The organism is Streptomyces sp. NPDC107581 (genome assembly GCF_055657175.1).
The window spans coordinates 1-15,540 of record NZ_JBVKBH010000032.1 but is presented as its reverse complement, the minus strand read 5'-3'; the positions used below and the strand labels follow the sequence as shown (position 1 = coordinate 15,540).

Sequence of the window (15,540 nt, the reverse complement as noted above, 5' to 3'; positions counted from 1 at the left end):
GCGCCGGCCCGACCGGTCGGGGAGCGGGGCGTCAGGTGATGGTGGTCCACCGGTAGGAGAGCGACCACAGGTGTGCAGGGAGCACGCTGACCGTGACCGCCACGGTCCGGTCGACGGTGGCGCCGGTGCGGGTCAGTTGGATGACCCTGTTGTCCGCGTCGATCTCCAGCGCGGTCGCTTCGTGCTCATGCGGCGGGCGGACGTCGACGGTCTCGGAGAAGTCCGTGGGCCGGTGCCCGAGCTCGATGAGAAGGCCTTCTACGCCTCGGGGGCCGAGGTCTGGACGCTCCAGGTCGGTGTTCCGCGCGATGTCGAGCGGCAGGTACGTGAAGACGAGCTGGACGGGGGTGCCGGGATCGGCGGGCGCGGAGCCGGCCGCCACGGCGAACGTCCGCGTCTCGCGGACAAGGACCTGCCCCTGCCGCTTCAGACCGAGCAGAGCGGCCAGGTCCTGCGGGGCCCGCTCCGTGCGGACGTCGGGGAAGTGGCGGGCGACGAGCCCGAGTGCACGCAGCTCCGCATCGAGCGCGTCGTCCGGGCCCGCCGCTTCGTCGTCGGGGACGGAGCGGAGCAGGCCGTCCGTCCGCCGGGTGATCCGCTTCAGGAGGCGGGAGACGTAGGCTCCCGAGCCCTTGCGCGTGGTCACCAGGCCCTCGGCGGCGGCGACCCGGACGGCCCGCTCTACAGCGGAGCGGGTGCACCCCAGGTGCTCGGCCAGTTCGGCGGCGGCGGGGAGCCGGGAGCCGGGTTCGTACGTGCCGCCCGTCACGGCTTCCCGCAGTCGCTGAGCGACGCTGCGGAACTCCGGGGTGGCGGACGGGTGCTGTGTCATGAGCTGAGAGTAAGGCTCCGCAGCAGATCACTCAATCTCCCGAGGAGATTTTGAAATCTCCCGTGGAACTTGATTGACCTCCTGTGGAGGTTGGCGTTTACTGGAGGTACCGCAGGACGCCAACGCGCTTGCTGCGGTGCTTCGTTGCATGACAACGGCCCCGCACTGACGCCTAAGCGCAGCCGGGGCCGAAAGCTCCGGGACGGCCTCCCACCTTCCACAGCAGACGGCCGTCCCGGTCCCATCCCGCGAACGGAACGGACCTCCATCATGGCATTCCGCAAGTCGATCTCTCAGGACGAGCTGCGAGAGAAGCTGACGCCCGAGCAGCGAGCGAGCGGCCCGACGTACCAGGCCAGCCGCGGCGGCTGGTTCCCCGAGCCCGCGAAGCCGGTCCCCGGCACCCCTCAGGGCGACCGGACCGCCCCCCAGTAATCGACCGTGAGCCTGTGGGCGGCCGGACGGATTCCTGCCGCCCACGGCGGGAGGGCGCCATGTACGCGCTGCACCTAGTTCTCACCCTCATGTTCCCGGCCTCCGCCGCAGGGGCAGCCGCCGCTCTCGGCGCCCGGCCCCACGGACGGCAGGCCCTCGCCTGCAGCACCGCCCTGGTCGCGGCATTCGCCGTTGCCCTCGGTGTTGCGCACTCCTGAAGGACTCCCGTGCTCGACCTCCTGCTCGGCGGCGTGCTGATCGTGCTGGCCGCGACTCACCTCAGCCGGCCGCAGACCCGAGCCGTCCGTATCGCGAAGGACGCCCTGACCATCGGTTCCGCCCTGGCGGTCCTCATCATCTGGAGCCAGCTGTGAAGGTGCACCAGCGCGCGATGCGCGCTCGCCAGAGGGCGAACAGCCCTGCGGCTGCCGTGACTTCTCACGTTCCCAGCCCCCGCGCTACCCCGAAGCACGAGAACTCGCCGCTCTCCCTGGACCTCCCTCCCGGGTTCGAGCGGGCGAAGAGGCCGACTGCCCCGGTCGAGTCCACGGGGCGACTCGACCCTGACGAGATCCGCATCCGGCGACTGATGATCGCCGCCGTCCGCGAATGGGGGTGGCTGGCCCGATGACGGCAGATATCGACTCGGGGACACAGGTCCCCGATGCAGGTGTCCGCGACGTGAGTGACTTCCTCGCGGACCTGGACGACGTCCTGGCGACGTCGACCGCGCCGACGATCCCGGTACCGGCCGCCGAGCCGGACCCGGAGCCCGACGCTGCGGCGACCATGCCCGACGTCGACCTGGACCTGGACGTGGTCGACACCGACGCCGACACGGCGCCGGCCGCCGCCGCACCCGCTCCCGTCCAGCCGCCCGCCCCGGTCGAGGTACCCGCCCCGGCCGCACCGGCGAAGGACTGGTGGAACGACGTCTACAAGGACGACGCCGCAGACCAGGACACCTTCACCGGCAACGTCTCCACTCCGCCGACCGCGCCGCCCCTGCCGAAGAACGCCCCTGCCGCCGCTCCGGCCCAGCCGGTAGTCGAGGAGGAGGCCGACGACGAGGACGCCGAGGACCAGCAGGGCGAGCCCGAGGAGAAGAAGACCCGAACCCGGCGGGAGAAGGACCAGACCGCCCAGGACGACGACGCCGAGGAGGCAGACGCCGACGAAGCCCCGGCACCGGCGACGACGGGCGGCCGCTTCGCGGCCGCGGTCAAGAACGCCGGGCCGGTCATCGCTGGCACCACGAAGGGCGGCGGCCTGATCAACAATCCCCGGGGCCGTCAGGTCGTCTTCGCCGGCACCGCGTACGCCGCGGGCTGGAGTCTGCACCTGGACGACTGGGTCACCGGCCTGATGGTCCACGCCGAGCAGTACGCCACACCCGTGGCCGGTTGCGCTCTGGGCGCAGGGATCTTGGCCCTGGCCATGCGGTCGAAGTTGGGCGGAGTCGTCTTCGTCTCTTCGCTGGGCTTGATCACAGCTCTGCAGATGGCCCGGCCCGCATGGGTCGTCGGCGGCGGCGTCGCGCTGGGGCTCCAGATCGCCTACCGCATGGCCCGTGGCTGGGTCGGCCACTACGGCGACAAGTGGCCCTGGAAGGGCGTGGTCTGGGCCGCCCACGTTCCCGCCGCCACGGCCACCGTCGCATTCCTCCTGTACGGCACGAACTAACCGAGAGAGCAGATCACAGACATGGGCCAGATTTTCGGAGCGATCGGTTTCACCGGCGGCGCCGTCGTGATGACCGCGTTCCTGATCGTCGGCGCGCAGGGCAAGTGGAAGATCAAGTTGTCCCACGAGGGCGTGATCGCGGCCGCGTTCATCACCGGCCAGCTCTATGCCCAGGCCGGGGAGACCTTCAGCTTCGTCGGAGACATGAGCGGTGGCCTGTCCCAGGCGATCCAGACCAGCTTCGGGTCCGCGGGCAACTTCGGCGCCGGTGCCGTCGCCATCCTGATGTGCATCCTGCTGTACGGCCTGAAGCCGTCGAAGTTCCGCAACGGCCTGTTCGCCCTGATGCTGCCCAGCATGTTCACGGCGGCCGGTGGCATCTTCGACACGATCACGCACCTGATCAGCAACCTGACCGGAACGGTGGTCGCCTGATGACTGTGGACCTGGTCAAGTCCGACCCGGGCGACGAGGACAAGGACGTCGCGGACGACGTCGAGCTGGTGGACGGCGAGGGCGTGACGGTGGAGCAGCCGTCACGCCCTCGGGCGTGGTGGGGCCAGATCATCGAGTCCCTGGAGAGCGAGGCGGACGCCCCCCGGGTGTCCGGCCGTGCCGTGACCCGGCCGGACCTGTCGGCGTATCACGCGTTCGACCGCGCCGGCCTGGTCGCCGTACGGGCGGGGTCGGTGATCATCCTCCGCGCGACCTGGACCCTGACACGCCGGGGCTGGGCGCTGGTCATCGGCCGGGTACGAAAGGGGAAGGGCGCGAAGTCGGCCCCGAAGGCGGCAGCCGGTGGCGACGCCGAGCGTTCCGCGAAGCCGAAGCGGCGCGGAGGGAAGTCTCCGGCGAAGAAGTCGGCGGGGGGCAAGAAGGCGCCCGCGAAGTCCGGGACCAGCACCGGTGACCTCATCATCGGCGGTGTGGTTCTCGTCGGCATGGGGGGCATGTTCCTGGTCAACACGGCGGTCCCGGCGGTGGGGAAGCTGGCGGCGGCGGTCGGGAACTGGGTGGTCGACCACCCGGTGGACCTGATGCGAGGAGCGGGCGGTTTCGTGATCATCTTCGTGGTGATCGCCTGGATCGTCGGAGCGGTCGCCGGGGCCCACGAAGATCACGAAAAAGAAGATCGCGAAGAGGATGCGGACGGGGGAGTCGCGGAGGCGGACCCCCTTGAAGATCACGAAGAGGATCAGGGGAGTGGGAAAGCGGAACCCGATCCGTCCGGTGGGGAAGTGGCGGAACCATCCCCCGAAGAGACCGCCGCAGCGGAGCGAATCAGGGTCTACGCGTGGGTGCGCGAGAGCATCCGGACCCGGGGGAATGGCACCGCCGTGCACCTCCGTGAACTGGCCCTGGGAAGCCTCCCCGAGGGGGGTGACATGCGGTCTGAGATCGGCCGGGTGAGGGCCCTCCTGGCGGCCCACCAGATCCCCGTCCGGGACGGCGTGAAGGCCCCCGCATCGGACAAGGACGGGGCCACCCGTAACCGGCCCGGTGTGCACTCCGCGGACCTTCCCCAGGGCTTCACTCCCCTGCCGGCCCAGGGGTCGAACCTGGTCCGCCTACTACCGGTAGGTCAGCCCTCTGACCTGCAATAACTACCCGCCGCCTACCGCCCGCCTACCGATTCGGTAGGCGGGCTACCTGCCGTCCCGCGCAGGTTCTAGGCTCGATTCCCGCATCAGCAGCCGCCCGCCCGCGGGCGGCCCGCGAGAGGAGAACGTCCCCGTGGCGTACTGGAAGTGCGGCGCCTGCCGTACCCGCTTCCCGATCGGCCCGGAGGGGGAGACGGCTGCACGCGAAGCCCACCGCCAGCAGGCCCACTTCGGGGGCATCCCCGACGGCGAGGACGGACCCGAGCAGAGCGGCGGTCAGCCGATCACCGGCCGCCAGGTCCTGTACGGGCTGGTCGTGCTGGCCGTGCTCGCCGTCCTGGCCCGCTCATGCGACTTCCCGCTCATGAGCTGATCGGAGTCACGGCACAAACGGAACGGGCCCGGCAGACGATGGTCTGCCGGGCCCGTTCCGTGATGTCACGCGCCGACGAGCTGGGGTTCCCGCTTCAGGACGCCGTCGAGGAAGCACAGCCACTCGCGGTGGGTGTAGACGTGCGGTGCCCCGGCGGTCGCCTCTCGATCGCTGAGCACTGCCGAGTCCGTGGTGATGTCGATCGAGATCCGGGAGCCCTCAGCCGGCACCAGACCGCGCAGATGATCCAGGAAGGCGGTCCACGTCGACCTGGGGTAGAGGTGGGCGGGCTTGGACACGTCCTTGCTGTCGCGTACCGCGACCTGGCCGTTGTCGAGGAAGGCGACCTCAACGCACCCCTGGGCGCTTTCGGAGAGAGATGCCTTCCGCCACAGGGCGTTGCTGAGGTCAGGGTTCGTGGTCATTTCATCTCCTTCAGCACGGTCTTCATGAACCGCGCCGACTCGGCTTCATCGAGCGCCATGCCGCGCAGTCGACTGTGGGACTGGTCAAACCGCCGGGTGTCCTTGGCCTTCTGGAGGTACAAGTTCCCGCCGGGGCTGTCCACGTAGACCACTGCGGGCTCCGTGGGGTCGGGAAAGTCGAGGATGGTGAAGGCGCCGGTAAGGGCTGTGTGGGCGCCCTTGCTGTAGGGGAGTACCTGCACCGTGATGTTCGGGACCTGCTCGGCCTGCTCGATGAGGTGCTTCAACTGCTCGCGCTGGCAGTCCAGTCCGCCGATCTGGCGCCACAGGCACGCTTCGTCAAGGATCACGACCAGGTCCAAAGGCAACTCGCGGGTGAGTACCTGCTGCCGCTGCATGTGGAACTTGACCAGGGTCTCGATCTCGTCCGCCGGCGCCGACGGGCTTGTGCCGCGCAGAACCGCCCGCGCATATTCCTCGGTGCGGAGGAGGCTGTGAACGGAGGCGAGGGCGAACACCCTGAGCGCGGCGGCCTCGGCTTCGAGGGCGATGTACGTGTCCAGGTTCGGCGGCAGCTCGAAGTTCGTCCACCACGACGCTTCTGGCGAGGCGCTGTGCATGGTCAGCAGGTGCTCGCGGGTTTCACCCGGGGCGTCGTACGCCTCCAGGAGTCCCTTCAGCTCGATCAGCTGGACGTCGCGCTTGCCGTTCTCGATTCGGCTGATCGTTGAGTCCGACCGGCCGATTGCGGCGCCCGCCTCTTCGATCGTCAGTCCAGAAGTTTCACGGAGCGCCTGAAGCTCACGCCCTATCTGGCGTCGCTTGACCATGGGTCCTTGTGCTCTCGCCATACCGGCACCTCCCCTCAGTCTCCGCCTGCGTACACGGCTCCATCCTGCCGCACGGCGGGGCCCAGGAGTAATCGGTCCGTCCACTGTGACCCTCCGACCGTCAGAAACTTCGGTGAATCTTCCCATTGAAGTTGCACAGAGAATCTTCTGAGGCCATTCTAGGGTGACGGGCTCATTACGGCTGGTGATCACGTCCAGCCGGTCGCGGCGCGTGGACGCGTGGAGCGCAGCGACTCGCCGAGCCGGGAGGGAAGCCCCCGATGAAGAACGAGAGAGTTCCGCAGGCGGCAGCACCGATCCCAGACGGTGAACGCGGTCCCGCCGACGCGACGGCGATCTGCCGCCGGTTCGAGGTCCCCGAAGTGAGCGGGGCCGTCTTACGCGTGCTTCATGGGGTTGCCTGCCTGTGCTGCCGAAAGCCGGACGGAGAACTGCGTAACGCCGGCCGCGCGTGCACGGTCAGCCCGAGCGGCGACACGCTCTGGTGGGACGTCAAGGCGCACGAGAAGTGCATGGCGGCTGCCGGGGGTGAGTCATGACGACTCACCAGTACGCCTTCGACGGCGACGACCAGGCCCCGGCCCGCGCCCGTCACCACGTCCGCGAGGCCCTGTGTTCCTGGCGGATGCCGGAGAACACCGTCGACACGGCCGTCCTGCTGGCGTCCGAGATCACGACCAACGCGGTGCGGCACACCACGTCATCCAGCATTCAGCTCGAACTGCTGCGGCGTGACGGCGAAGTCGAGGTGGCCGTTCGTGACAGCGGTCCCCGGCCCGCCAGACCGCTCCGCGCGATCTCGGAGGAGACCGCCGACCTGTGGGACGAGCACGGCCGCGGGCTCGACCTGGTGCGCCGGTTGTCCAGCCGGTGGGGCGCCACGGAAGCGGGGCCGGGGCTCAGGGTGTGGGCCGCGATCGAGGCGACGGGCGATGTCCGATGACCGAGTCTCCGGCCGGCCGCGCTCTCGCGGAGCGCGCACCGAACACCACAGCCACCGCGCCGGACTGGCGAGCACGCCGTCCGGCGCGGACCCCGGGCGCCTTACCGGCGCCCCCCGTGCCGCCCCTGGCAGGGCCAACCCCCCGTATCCCGCGCCGGGGGCGGCACGCCTACGCGATAGGGAGCTGCTGATGCAGTCGACGTACGCGGTTCACGCTCCCTCGGTCAGCGCCGAGAAGCTGGCTCGGATGGCAGCGGCCTTGCGGAGGATGCGCACGCTCCCCGAAATCCTGGACGACATCGGTGACGCGCTCGACCCGCAGCCTCCCGAGGAGGACGAGGTCGAGGAGATTCACGGTCACCTGCGTGACGACCTGGAGCGACTGGCCGCCATCGCTATTGCGGCGGAGAGCAGGGACGCCGAGGTACTGCGGCTCGCAGAGCGGGCCGCCGGCCTTCAGGCCGTCGACCTGCCAGAGCACTTCCGGGACCGCGTCCTCCACCTGCGGCTGGTGGGCGCCGTCGCGAACGACCTCCTGGAACGGCTCACCGCCACGCGAGCGATCAAGCAGGTCGCGTGAACCAGAGCGTCCAGCGGACGCCTTCACCAACACGGACCACCGAGAGGACGAAGCGCTATGTGTCCGCACAACCCTCCCTGCCCGGCAGTGCACGAGTCGGACCGTGAGCACGCCAGGGTGGTCGGCCGGGACTACCTGCTGGGTTGGGCCCTGCTGTGCAACGGGACCATCGTCTTCGACGACACCGGGAGCCTGCTGCCCGACGGGCAGGTCATCGCGCCGCACCGGCCCAAGTTCGCGGGGGCAGCGGCATGACCGTAGCTCAGTTCCACTGGCGGGGGCTCCACGTCCCCTTCGTTGCGCCGTGGAGCGAGGAGAACCCGCTGCCGACCAGGCTGATCAAGCGGGTCGGTCCGGACGGCGCGGAGGGAATCGGTTACGCCGACGAAGTCAGCGGCGCGGACCGGAGGGACGGCGCCCTCTGGGTGCGGTACCCACTGGTGCGGGGGAGGGGAAGGCCCCGTCTGGCGGACATCCACCCTCTGCGTCAGCGTCAAGCCATGTCGCACATGCTCTGCATGGTCTGTGCGACCTCCACGTTCGACAACGACGAGTTCAGCCGCTGGGGCGGGAAGCACCTGTTCATCGGACGCGCGGTTGACGGTCGACCGATTCGCGACGGCGATGTGACGGACACCCCTCCCGTGTGCCTGCCGTGTGCCGTCGAAGCTGCCGAGGCTTGCCCGCACCTGGTCAAGGGGCACACCGCCGCCCTGGTCGAGCGGACAGAGCCGTGGGGGGTTGCCGGGATCGTCTACGACCCGCGAACCCTTCGGCCGGTCCCGACGAAGAGCAAGAACGGCCTCACCGACGTCGCGTTCGAGGACCCCGCGTTCCGGTGGACCCTTGCCGCCCGCGACGTCGTGACTCTGCACGGCTGCACCCCCGTGGACCTGGCCGAACTCGCGACGCCGAGCGTCGCGGCCTAAACCCCGTCCGGCGGCCCGGTGCCTCGCGCCCGGGTCGTCGGACGGTCAGCGCCGGCGGGCACAGCGCCCGCCGCACCATCCTCCGAAACAACCGAGAGAGCGAACCGCCATGCCTGACTTCCCGTACCTGCGTCGCATCCGCGCGAAGCGCCCGCCGCGGCAGGACTTCGAGCCCCGCACCCTCATGGACATGCTTCTGGACCAGGGCCAGGGCCAGGACCAGGAGCAGGTCGAGGGCCGTGCCGTGCAGGTGTCCGCGGTGACCGTCTCGTTCTTCGGCTTCCGAGCGCAGTCGCACGGCAGGACGGGCTTCGCCGCGCTGAAGCACATGTACCGCGACCACCCGGTGCTGGTCCGCTGCCTGTGCACCTACCTGGGCGCCATGTGGACCGTGACCGCAGCCGTGGCCGCTCAGAACCTGCTCTGAGGCGGACCGGCGTCGCACCGGTGCCGCACCGCCAGCCGGTGGGCACCGGTCTCTCCGCCGTCCCATCACCGACGACCTGACCGCGACCGTCGCGGACCATAGAGAGAGGGCCTTTCCGTGCTGGACGTTGAGGGGACGAAGTCCGTCAGCCTGCCGGGGCAACGCGTCGCGCAGGCACCGCTGATCGGCCGGGCCGATGCGGAGGCGCTGGCGGGAGAACCCGCGCACTGGGAGCAGGTGACGGACCGCAGAGGCGCGGCCGTCTGGCAGGTGTCCGGACCGCGCGGGCTGTGGGCCTTGAAGGTCGGCACCGGCGAGGGGGCCGCCGCCGTTGCCCGCGAAACCGCGGTGCTCCAGCAGACGCACTCCCTGGTGCCCGGCCTGTCGTACGGAGGGCGGGCGAAGGCGGGCCGGGGGACCGGTTCGGCGTGGCTCATCACGCCGTGGCTCGAAGGCGCCTCCACCTGGACCCGGTTCGAGAGCGTACGCCAGCAGCACGACGAGGACCGGTCCTCGGCCCTCGCCGCAGCGGTCGACGTGTGCCAGGCCGTCGGAGCCCTGCACGCTGCCGGATGGGTACACGGTGACCTCCAGCCACACCACACCGTCCACACGTCCGGCGCGGTCCGCTTCATCGACTGCACATGGGCGTCGGGCCCGGTGCTGGCACCGTCGCACACCTTCTTCGGCGGACTGGTGCACCTGATGTCACCCGAACTGATGCACCGCATCGAGGCGGGGGCGCGTCCGGTGGTCACCGAGCCCTCGGACGAGGTGTACGCCCTCGCGGCCGGACTGTGGTGGGCGGCGACAGGCACATGGCACCGCGACTACGCCGCGGCCGGGATCGATCCGGCGCGGTTCACGGCGGCAGTGCTCCGCGGGCTGCTACTGCGTAACCGGCTGCCGCACGGGCACATCACGCACTGGCCGCAGCTCGAAGAGGTTCTGCAGTACGCCCTCATGCGACCGCCGGCCGCGCGGCCCTCCGCCGAACAGATGGGTCAGTGGCTCCGCCAGATCGGCCCCGGATAACCCTCACTGCACGACCGCAAAGCCCCGGAGAGTGGCCAACTACCGCCCGCCGGGGCTTAGTTGTGCTCTTGTCACATGCCCGGGTCCTTGTCCCTCCCGTCGACGGGCCGGGCGCCGGAGGCGGTCGGGCGCAGGCGCCAGGAAGCGGAACCATGCCTCATTGATCGCCAAATCGCACTTTTCGGATCAAGGAATACATACATGGTTAAACGTTCCCTCTGGCTGTAACTCATTCTGTGGGTTTGTCGACAAAGGGTTATCTCTTCTTCGCCTTTTTTAATGGGGCGCTATTCCTGACGGTGTGTTCGTCGGTATTGAAGAGAGATCCAAGTATTGGCACCCACCTGTCGGGCAGGACCTGGCGTCCTCTCTCGACATCGCAATACGTGCTGACGGCGACCCTCAGCGCTTGCGCCACCTGTGCCTGTGTGAACCCCAGGAACCGCCGGAGTATCCTCAACGTCCAGTCAGAGTCGAGGAGTTCGACCAGGTCAAGGGGTGAGACGTCGAGGCTGCGGGCCAGTCGGAGCAGATGCCGTGGACTGGGTCGCTGATTCTTCGACTCCCACATGGCGACGGCGCTGCGAGAGCACCCGACCGCTGTTGCCAATACCTTCTGGGAGATTCCACGGGCCTGTCGCAACTCAGCGACAAGCCATCCCCGCAGACGCCATCCGTCTGCCCCCGTGCGCATGGCGCCGCACTCTACCGCGACCCATACGAAATTTTTTGACGCACTGTGGCCGATCCGCGTACTGTCCAGATCAGTTCGGGCCTATCGCGGGGAAGGTCGTCTGGGGATGAGTGCGCTCAAAACGGTCGTGTGGAAGGTTCTCAACCTCCCGGAGCCCCGGAGCAAGGAAGCACCAGCTCCCCAAGCGGAATCGCCCCAGCGGAAGATCGTACCGCCAGCCGGCGCCGCACACTGGGTAGCCGCGGGGAAGCGGGTCCAGGCCGAGCGCAACGGGCACAGCCCGACTCAGGTTGCGACCGAACCCAAGCAAACACGGACGCCTGCCACCCCCTGGGTGCTTCAGGAAGAGAAGACCGGCACGAGGGCGCTGGTCGTCACCGGCCGGATCGTGCTGTGGGTGGTGGTCGGCCTGGCCGTGATCACCGGAGTCAGGTCCTGGTTCTGGCCCAGTCAGCCCGCGCCGGCCCCGGCGCCGACGGTCAAGCAGGGGCCCACCTACCCGGTGCAGGACGCCCAACTGGTCGCCGCGCGATTCGCGTACTCGTACCTGACCTGGGACGAGGCCGCCCCCGACCAGCGGGCCAAGGCCCTGGCGCGGGACATGCCCAAGGGCACGGACACCACCGCGGGTTGGAACTCGAAGGGGCAGCAGACCGTACTCCTCGCCCAGCCGGGCGCGGTGACGGAGCTCGGCGACAAGCGCGCCCGGGTGCACGTGACCGTGCTGGTCAACGTCCCCGGCGAACCGGCCAAGGACAAGAAGAAGGACCCGGCGCCCGCCCAACGGAAGTGGATGGGACTGGAGGTCCCGGTCCTGAACACCGCAGGCCGCATCGTCGTCACCGGCGAGCCGGGCATCGTCGGCGTTCCTGCCTCCGGCCCGACGGTCACCGACCAGAACGCCGTCGACAGCGACGTCGAACTCTCCGCCCAGACCCAGAGCACCGTGGAAACGTTCTTCACCGAGTACGCCAAGGGTGAGGCAGACAGCGTGACCGCCCCGGGCGCGAGCGTTCCGCCACTGCCCGACGGGATCACGCTCCAGGGCATCCAGAGCTGGAACGTCGACCAGGGCAAGGGCAGCGACCGGACCGGAACCGCCGTCGTGCGGTGGACGATCGGCGCCGCCGAGCTGGAGCAGACCTACCGGGTCGAGCTGACCCGGGTGGCCTCGGCCGCCGCCGAGCGGTGGCAGGTCGCCGAGGTCCACGGCGGAACCGTCTAACTCCGCCTGAAGGAACCAAACGAGGGGATAACGAGGCATGTCTGCCGACACGGTGACGCTGGCGCTGACCAGCGGCGCAGACCTGAAGACGTGGGTCTTCCTGATCGCGGGAAACATCTTCCTGATCATCCTGGTGGTCCGAGCGATCGGCCACTACGCCAAGCGCGAGTGGGGTGAGCTGATCGGCCACGTCATCACCGGCATCCTGGTGGCCGGGTTCGTCTTCGCCACCGACACCACGAAGAACATGTTCGTGGAGATCTTCAACAAGGTCGCGGGCGCGTGAGGACCGGACACACCTACACGCGCCATTTCGATCTTGAAACTCGCCAGCACGAGATTTTCGGCATGGACCTGGGCGAAGGCCCTTCCCGCCGGATGCTGGTCACGGGCGTAGTCGTTTACGTCCTGTGGACCGGTTCTCTCCTGATGGTGTTCGGGCTGCCCAGCCAGCTGACGTTCACGCTGTACTTCGCGCCCCCGGCGGTCATCACGTACTACGGGGCCCAGCGCAGCCGGAGGAACGAGCGCCGGTGGAACCTCACGCAATGGGCGCTGTGGGTCCGGTACCTGACGCTGGGACACCGGCCGGTGATCAACGGCGGGCGCCGTGCGGCCGAGCGGCACGAGTGGATGCCGCTGCGTGCCCGGCTCGGTGAGCGTGCCGAGGCGTTTGTCGAGCTGCCCGGCATGGGCGCCTTTGAGAGCGCGCTCGGCAAGGACGCGCCCCGGCCCACCGCCGGCCGGGCCGTCCCGTTCGACTCCAAGACCCGGATGTACGGGCCGGACGCGGTGTACCGCGCCCGCAAGCGCACCGGCGGCAAGCCGCAGTAAAGAGGGGTACGGGGATGAAGATCACGAAGGCAGTCGGGAAGTTCCTCGGAGTCGCGGGGGACCGGTCGGCGCCGCCGCCGCGATACCTGGCCCTGGCGGACGGGCTCACGGTGACGGAGACCCACGCAGAGGCGTGGTACGTCCTGTCCAGCAGCAACACCGACCTGATGTCGGAGACAGCGCGGGACGCCGAACACGACCAGGCATCCAGTGCGCTCGCCCGCACGCTCGCCGGGCACGACTGTCACCTGCGGATACTCTGGAGCCCGCTGAACGCGGCGGACTACCGCGTCGAGGCCGAGGAGCTGTTCACCGCCGGGGACTTCGCTGCGTGGGCGGACGCCCGGGTGGAACGGCTCGATGACCTCGCCCTCTCCCAGCGTCAGCTACTGCTGGGTGTCCGCATCCAAGAGCGTTCGGGACAGACACAGGCCCGCAGCCGCAGCGGCGTGCAGGACGCCTTCGGCATCAGGAAGACCGGCATTCCGCAGCGTGAGCTGGCCCGGCTCGACGCGCTCGCGCGCCGGCTCGGACGCCAGTTGGAGACGACCCCGTGGAGGGCCAAGCCCGCTCCGGTCGAGGTCCTGGCCTGGATGATCGCGCGCGAACAGCACCGGGCCACGAGTCTGCCGACGCCGAACTCCGCAGGCGTGATCTCCGGGGCGAAGCTGGCCGCGCTCACCCGCGGCCGCGTCGTCCCGTACCCGGACCACGTGCGCGTGATGGACGCCCAGGGCGAAGTCGCCGCCTGGACCAGCGTCCTGACGATGGACTCCTTCCCCGAAGAGATGGAGTCCCCGGGGCCGGGGGAGTGGCTGCGGACGGTCAGCGAGATCACGTACGTACCCGAGTACGACGAGGACGGCGTCGACCCCGATGTTCAGATCCTCCCCGTCAACCCCGAGCCGTCCGTGCGCTTCAAGGTCCTGCACCGGCGCGACGCGCTGAAGTTGACCGAGGAGACGCGGAAGCTGGCCAAGGAGCAGGGCGACTCCGCCGCCCAGCACTCCGCCGGCACACCCGCCGCCGACATCATCGAGACCGAAGAGACCATGGCCCAGCTCGCGCGCGACATGAAGCGCGAGGACGTCACCCTGTTGGAGGACCACCCCCGTCTGGTCGTCTCCAGCGATGTCTCCCTGGAGGACCTGCGGTCGAAGATCGACGCGGTCACCACCCACTACGGCGGTCTCGGTATCGAGGTGTCCATCGGCACCGAGGAGCAGAAGGAACTCTGGCTGGAGACGCTGCCGGGCGACAAGGTGCGCGTCCCCGACCTCTCCCATATCCGTACCGTGGGCGCCCTCGCCGGAAGCTGGTTCTGGGGCGGGGCCTCCGTCGGCGACGACACCGGCCCGGTGATCGGCTACCTCACCGGCTCCACCCCCGGCCTGGTCCGCAACGACCTGACCGGCGGCTCCGCGCGCGGTGACGCGACCACCACGGCGTTCATCGGCCGAAGCGGACGCGGCAAGACGACCGCGATGATGATGAGCCTGTTGGACGCGGCGTTCCGCGGCAGCTTCGTCTTGGCGCTCGACTTCAAGGGCGACATGGGCGGTCTGGTCGCGGCCGGCCGCCGCTTCGGACTCAACGCGCACCTGGTGGAGACCGGCGCCCAGTACGCGGGCGTCGCAGACCTGTTCACCCTGCTGACCGGCGAGAGCGCCGAGCGGGCCCAGACCGAGGTCCCCGCACAGCTGGGCATCGCCCTTCCCCAGCACCTGCGGATGCGCGGCGCCGAGACGCCGATCCAGTCGGCCGTCAACGAAGTGATCGCCGCCGGGGAACCGCGGGTGTGGAAGGTCATCGAGTACCTGCGCGAGTCCACCGACGAGCTGGCCAGGGAGACCGGGCAGGCCCTGTACGAGCTCGCGCAGACGGGCTTGGGCGCCCCGTTCATGGGCAGGCCGACCGGCGACAACATGTTCATGCGGTCCGAGCCGGGCATCTGGGTGGTGCAGATCCCCGGGATCTCGCTGCCTGCCCCGGACGATGACCGCGAGGACTGGTCCGTGCACCAGCGGCTCAGCGTCGCCCTGGTCCACTCCATGCTCGCGTTCGGCATCTCGATGGCCGGCCGCAAGGACCTGCGCGGCCTGCGTAAGGCCATCGCGGTCCCCGAGGTGCACGTACTGACGGCGACCCGCGAGGGAAGCAGCTTCCTCCAGTACATCGCGAGGGTCGGCAGGGCGTTGCAAACGGCCCTGGTCATCGACACCCAGGACCCGGAGTCGCTGGCGAAGCTGACGGGCCTCATCGAGCAGATCACCACCATGTTCGGCTTCCAGCTCACGACGTCCGAGCAGCAGGACGCGCTCGCGGCCCTGCTCGACCTGCCCACGGGCGAGCACACCCGGGCGCTGATCCAGGCGATCGGCGTCGGCTTCGATCAGGAGATCCGCCACGGCCACGCGATCATGCGCGACCGGCGATTCCAGTCCGCCACCGTCCAGTTCGACGTCCCGTCGGAAGAACTGCTGGAACTGCTGAGCACGACACCGAAGGTCGACAACGGCGGGGCCGACTTGACCAAGGAACCGCAGGGGGTAGGGGTATGAAGCGCGCCGTAGCCATCGCCGCCGCGGCGAGCGTCGCCGTACTCGTCGCCGGGTGCTCGTCAGGGACCGGGACGGAGAAGGGTGGGTCCGGCGACGGTGGCGCCTCCGACAC

Annotated in this window: 21 protein-coding genes; 17 read left to right on the top strand and 4 right to left on the bottom strand. The window is 69.4% G+C overall.

Annotated elements, in window-relative coordinates:
- Window positions 1-31 precede the first annotated feature (31 nt).
- Complete coding sequence (locus tag ACZ7P3_RS41195) at window positions 32-832, bottom strand: GntR family transcriptional regulator (RefSeq protein WP_472089808.1); 801 nt, start codon at window positions 830-832, stop codon at window positions 32-34.
- Between the two features lie 270 nt (window positions 833-1,102).
- On the opposite strand from ACZ7P3_RS41195, the gene ACZ7P3_RS41190 reads away from it, so the two are divergent.
- The 7 genes from ACZ7P3_RS41190 to ACZ7P3_RS41160 all read left to right on the top strand — a co-directional run bounded on the left by ACZ7P3_RS41190 (window position 1,103) and on the right by ACZ7P3_RS41160 (window position 4,924).
- Window positions 1,103-1,267: a hypothetical protein gene (locus ACZ7P3_RS41190; protein ID WP_383510507.1), complete on the top strand. Its 165-nt coding sequence runs from the start codon at window positions 1,103-1,105 to the stop codon at window positions 1,265-1,267.
- A gap of 59 nt (window positions 1,268-1,326) precedes the next feature.
- The gene (locus tag ACZ7P3_RS41185) at window positions 1,327-1,485 is read left to right on the top strand and encodes a hypothetical protein (protein ID WP_472089806.1); all 159 of its coding nucleotides are present in this window, start codon (window positions 1,327-1,329) and stop codon (window positions 1,483-1,485) included.
- 9 nt (window positions 1,486-1,494) lie between these two features.
- Window positions 1,495-1,641, top strand: a complete 147-nt coding sequence (locus ACZ7P3_RS41180; RefSeq protein ID WP_158708985.1) for a hypothetical protein — start codon at window positions 1,495-1,497, stop codon at window positions 1,639-1,641.
- A 307-nt stretch (window positions 1,642-1,948) separates the two neighbouring features.
- Window positions 1,949-2,950 (top strand): hypothetical protein, encoded by a 1,002-nt coding sequence (locus ACZ7P3_RS41175; RefSeq protein ID WP_472089804.1) that lies wholly within the window; start codon window positions 1,949-1,951, stop codon window positions 2,948-2,950.
- Between the two features lie 21 nt (window positions 2,951-2,971).
- Window positions 2,972-3,385 (top strand): hypothetical protein, encoded by a 414-nt coding sequence (locus ACZ7P3_RS41170; RefSeq protein WP_030794178.1) that lies wholly within the window; start codon window positions 2,972-2,974, stop codon window positions 3,383-3,385.
- Window positions 3,385-4,554, top strand: coding sequence for a hypothetical protein (locus ACZ7P3_RS41165; RefSeq protein WP_472089802.1), 1,170 nt, complete (start codon window positions 3,385-3,387; stop codon window positions 4,552-4,554). Before ACZ7P3_RS41170 ends, ACZ7P3_RS41165 begins: the two co-directional genes overlap by 1 nt.
- A 130-nt stretch (window positions 4,555-4,684) precedes the next feature.
- Window positions 4,685-4,924 carry a hypothetical protein gene (locus ACZ7P3_RS41160; protein ID WP_472089800.1) on the top strand — a complete coding sequence of 80 codons (240 nt, stop codon included), beginning with the start codon at window positions 4,685-4,687 and terminating at the stop codon, window positions 4,922-4,924.
- A gap of 65 nt (window positions 4,925-4,989) precedes the next feature.
- On the opposite strand, the gene ACZ7P3_RS41155 is transcribed toward ACZ7P3_RS41160, so the two are convergent.
- Entirely contained in the window at window positions 4,990-5,349 is a 360-nt protein-coding gene (locus tag ACZ7P3_RS41155; protein ID WP_362164943.1) for a DUF397 domain-containing protein, read from the bottom strand.
- Window positions 5,346-6,179 carry a helix-turn-helix domain-containing protein gene (locus ACZ7P3_RS41150; RefSeq protein WP_362164945.1) on the bottom strand — a complete coding sequence of 278 codons (834 nt, stop codon included), beginning with the start codon at window positions 6,177-6,179 and terminating at the stop codon, window positions 5,346-5,348. Before ACZ7P3_RS41150 ends, ACZ7P3_RS41155 begins: the two co-directional genes overlap by 4 nt.
- A gap of 556 nt (window positions 6,180-6,735) precedes the next feature.
- Here ACZ7P3_RS41150 and ACZ7P3_RS41145 point away from each other — a divergent pair.
- The 6 genes from ACZ7P3_RS41145 to ACZ7P3_RS41120 all read left to right on the top strand — a co-directional run bounded on the left by ACZ7P3_RS41145 (window position 6,736) and on the right by ACZ7P3_RS41120 (window position 10,114).
- On the top strand, window positions 6,736-7,143 hold the full coding sequence (locus tag ACZ7P3_RS41145; protein WP_472089798.1) for an ATP-binding protein: 408 nt from the start codon (window positions 6,736-6,738) through the stop codon (window positions 7,141-7,143).
- A gap of 190 nt (window positions 7,144-7,333) precedes the next feature.
- A complete protein-coding gene (locus tag ACZ7P3_RS41140; RefSeq protein ID WP_472089796.1) occupies window positions 7,334-7,723 on the top strand; it encodes a DUF6415 family natural product biosynthesis protein in 390 nt (129 codons plus the stop codon).
- 57 nt (window positions 7,724-7,780) lie between these two features.
- Window positions 7,781-7,978 (top strand): DUF5999 family protein, encoded by a 198-nt coding sequence (locus tag ACZ7P3_RS41135; protein ID WP_376535653.1) that lies wholly within the window; start codon window positions 7,781-7,783, stop codon window positions 7,976-7,978.
- Complete coding sequence (locus tag ACZ7P3_RS41130; protein ID WP_472089794.1) at window positions 7,975-8,652, top strand: hypothetical protein; 678 nt, start codon at window positions 7,975-7,977, stop codon at window positions 8,650-8,652. Before ACZ7P3_RS41135 ends, ACZ7P3_RS41130 begins: the two co-directional genes overlap by 4 nt.
- Window positions 8,653-8,761: 109 nt before the next feature.
- Window positions 8,762-9,079, top strand: a complete 318-nt coding sequence (locus tag ACZ7P3_RS41125) for a hypothetical protein (protein WP_472089792.1) — start codon at window positions 8,762-8,764, stop codon at window positions 9,077-9,079.
- 117 nt (window positions 9,080-9,196) lie between these two features.
- Window positions 9,197-10,114: a lipopolysaccharide kinase InaA family protein gene (locus ACZ7P3_RS41120; RefSeq protein WP_472089791.1), complete on the top strand. Its 918-nt coding sequence runs from the start codon at window positions 9,197-9,199 to the stop codon at window positions 10,112-10,114.
- Window positions 10,115-10,370: 256 nt separating this feature from the next.
- Here the strand turns inward: ACZ7P3_RS41120 and ACZ7P3_RS41115 are convergent, their stop codons facing one another.
- The gene (locus ACZ7P3_RS41115; protein ID WP_361290275.1) at window positions 10,371-10,808 is read right to left on the bottom strand and encodes a helix-turn-helix transcriptional regulator; all 438 of its coding nucleotides are present in this window, start codon (window positions 10,806-10,808) and stop codon (window positions 10,371-10,373) included.
- 334 nt (window positions 10,809-11,142) lie between these two features.
- On the opposite strand from ACZ7P3_RS41115, the gene ACZ7P3_RS41110 reads away from it, so the two are divergent.
- The 4 genes from ACZ7P3_RS41110 (at window position 11,143) to ACZ7P3_RS41095 (ending at window position 15,428) form a co-directional block, all read left to right on the top strand.
- Entirely contained in the window at window positions 11,143-12,033 is an 891-nt protein-coding gene (locus tag ACZ7P3_RS41110; protein ID WP_472089790.1) for a conjugal transfer protein, read from the top strand.
- 37 nt (window positions 12,034-12,070) lie between these two features.
- Window positions 12,071-12,319 (top strand): hypothetical protein, encoded by a 249-nt coding sequence (locus ACZ7P3_RS41105; protein WP_124286974.1) that lies wholly within the window; start codon window positions 12,071-12,073, stop codon window positions 12,317-12,319.
- 62 nt (window positions 12,320-12,381) lie between these two features.
- Complete coding sequence (locus ACZ7P3_RS41100; RefSeq protein ID WP_472089788.1) at window positions 12,382-12,867, top strand: hypothetical protein; 486 nt, start codon at window positions 12,382-12,384, stop codon at window positions 12,865-12,867.
- A 14-nt stretch (window positions 12,868-12,881) separates the two neighbouring features.
- Window positions 12,882-15,428, top strand: a complete 2,547-nt coding sequence (locus ACZ7P3_RS41095; RefSeq protein ID WP_472089787.1) for an ATP-binding protein — start codon at window positions 12,882-12,884, stop codon at window positions 15,426-15,428.
- Window positions 15,429-15,540: the final 112 nt, after the last annotated feature.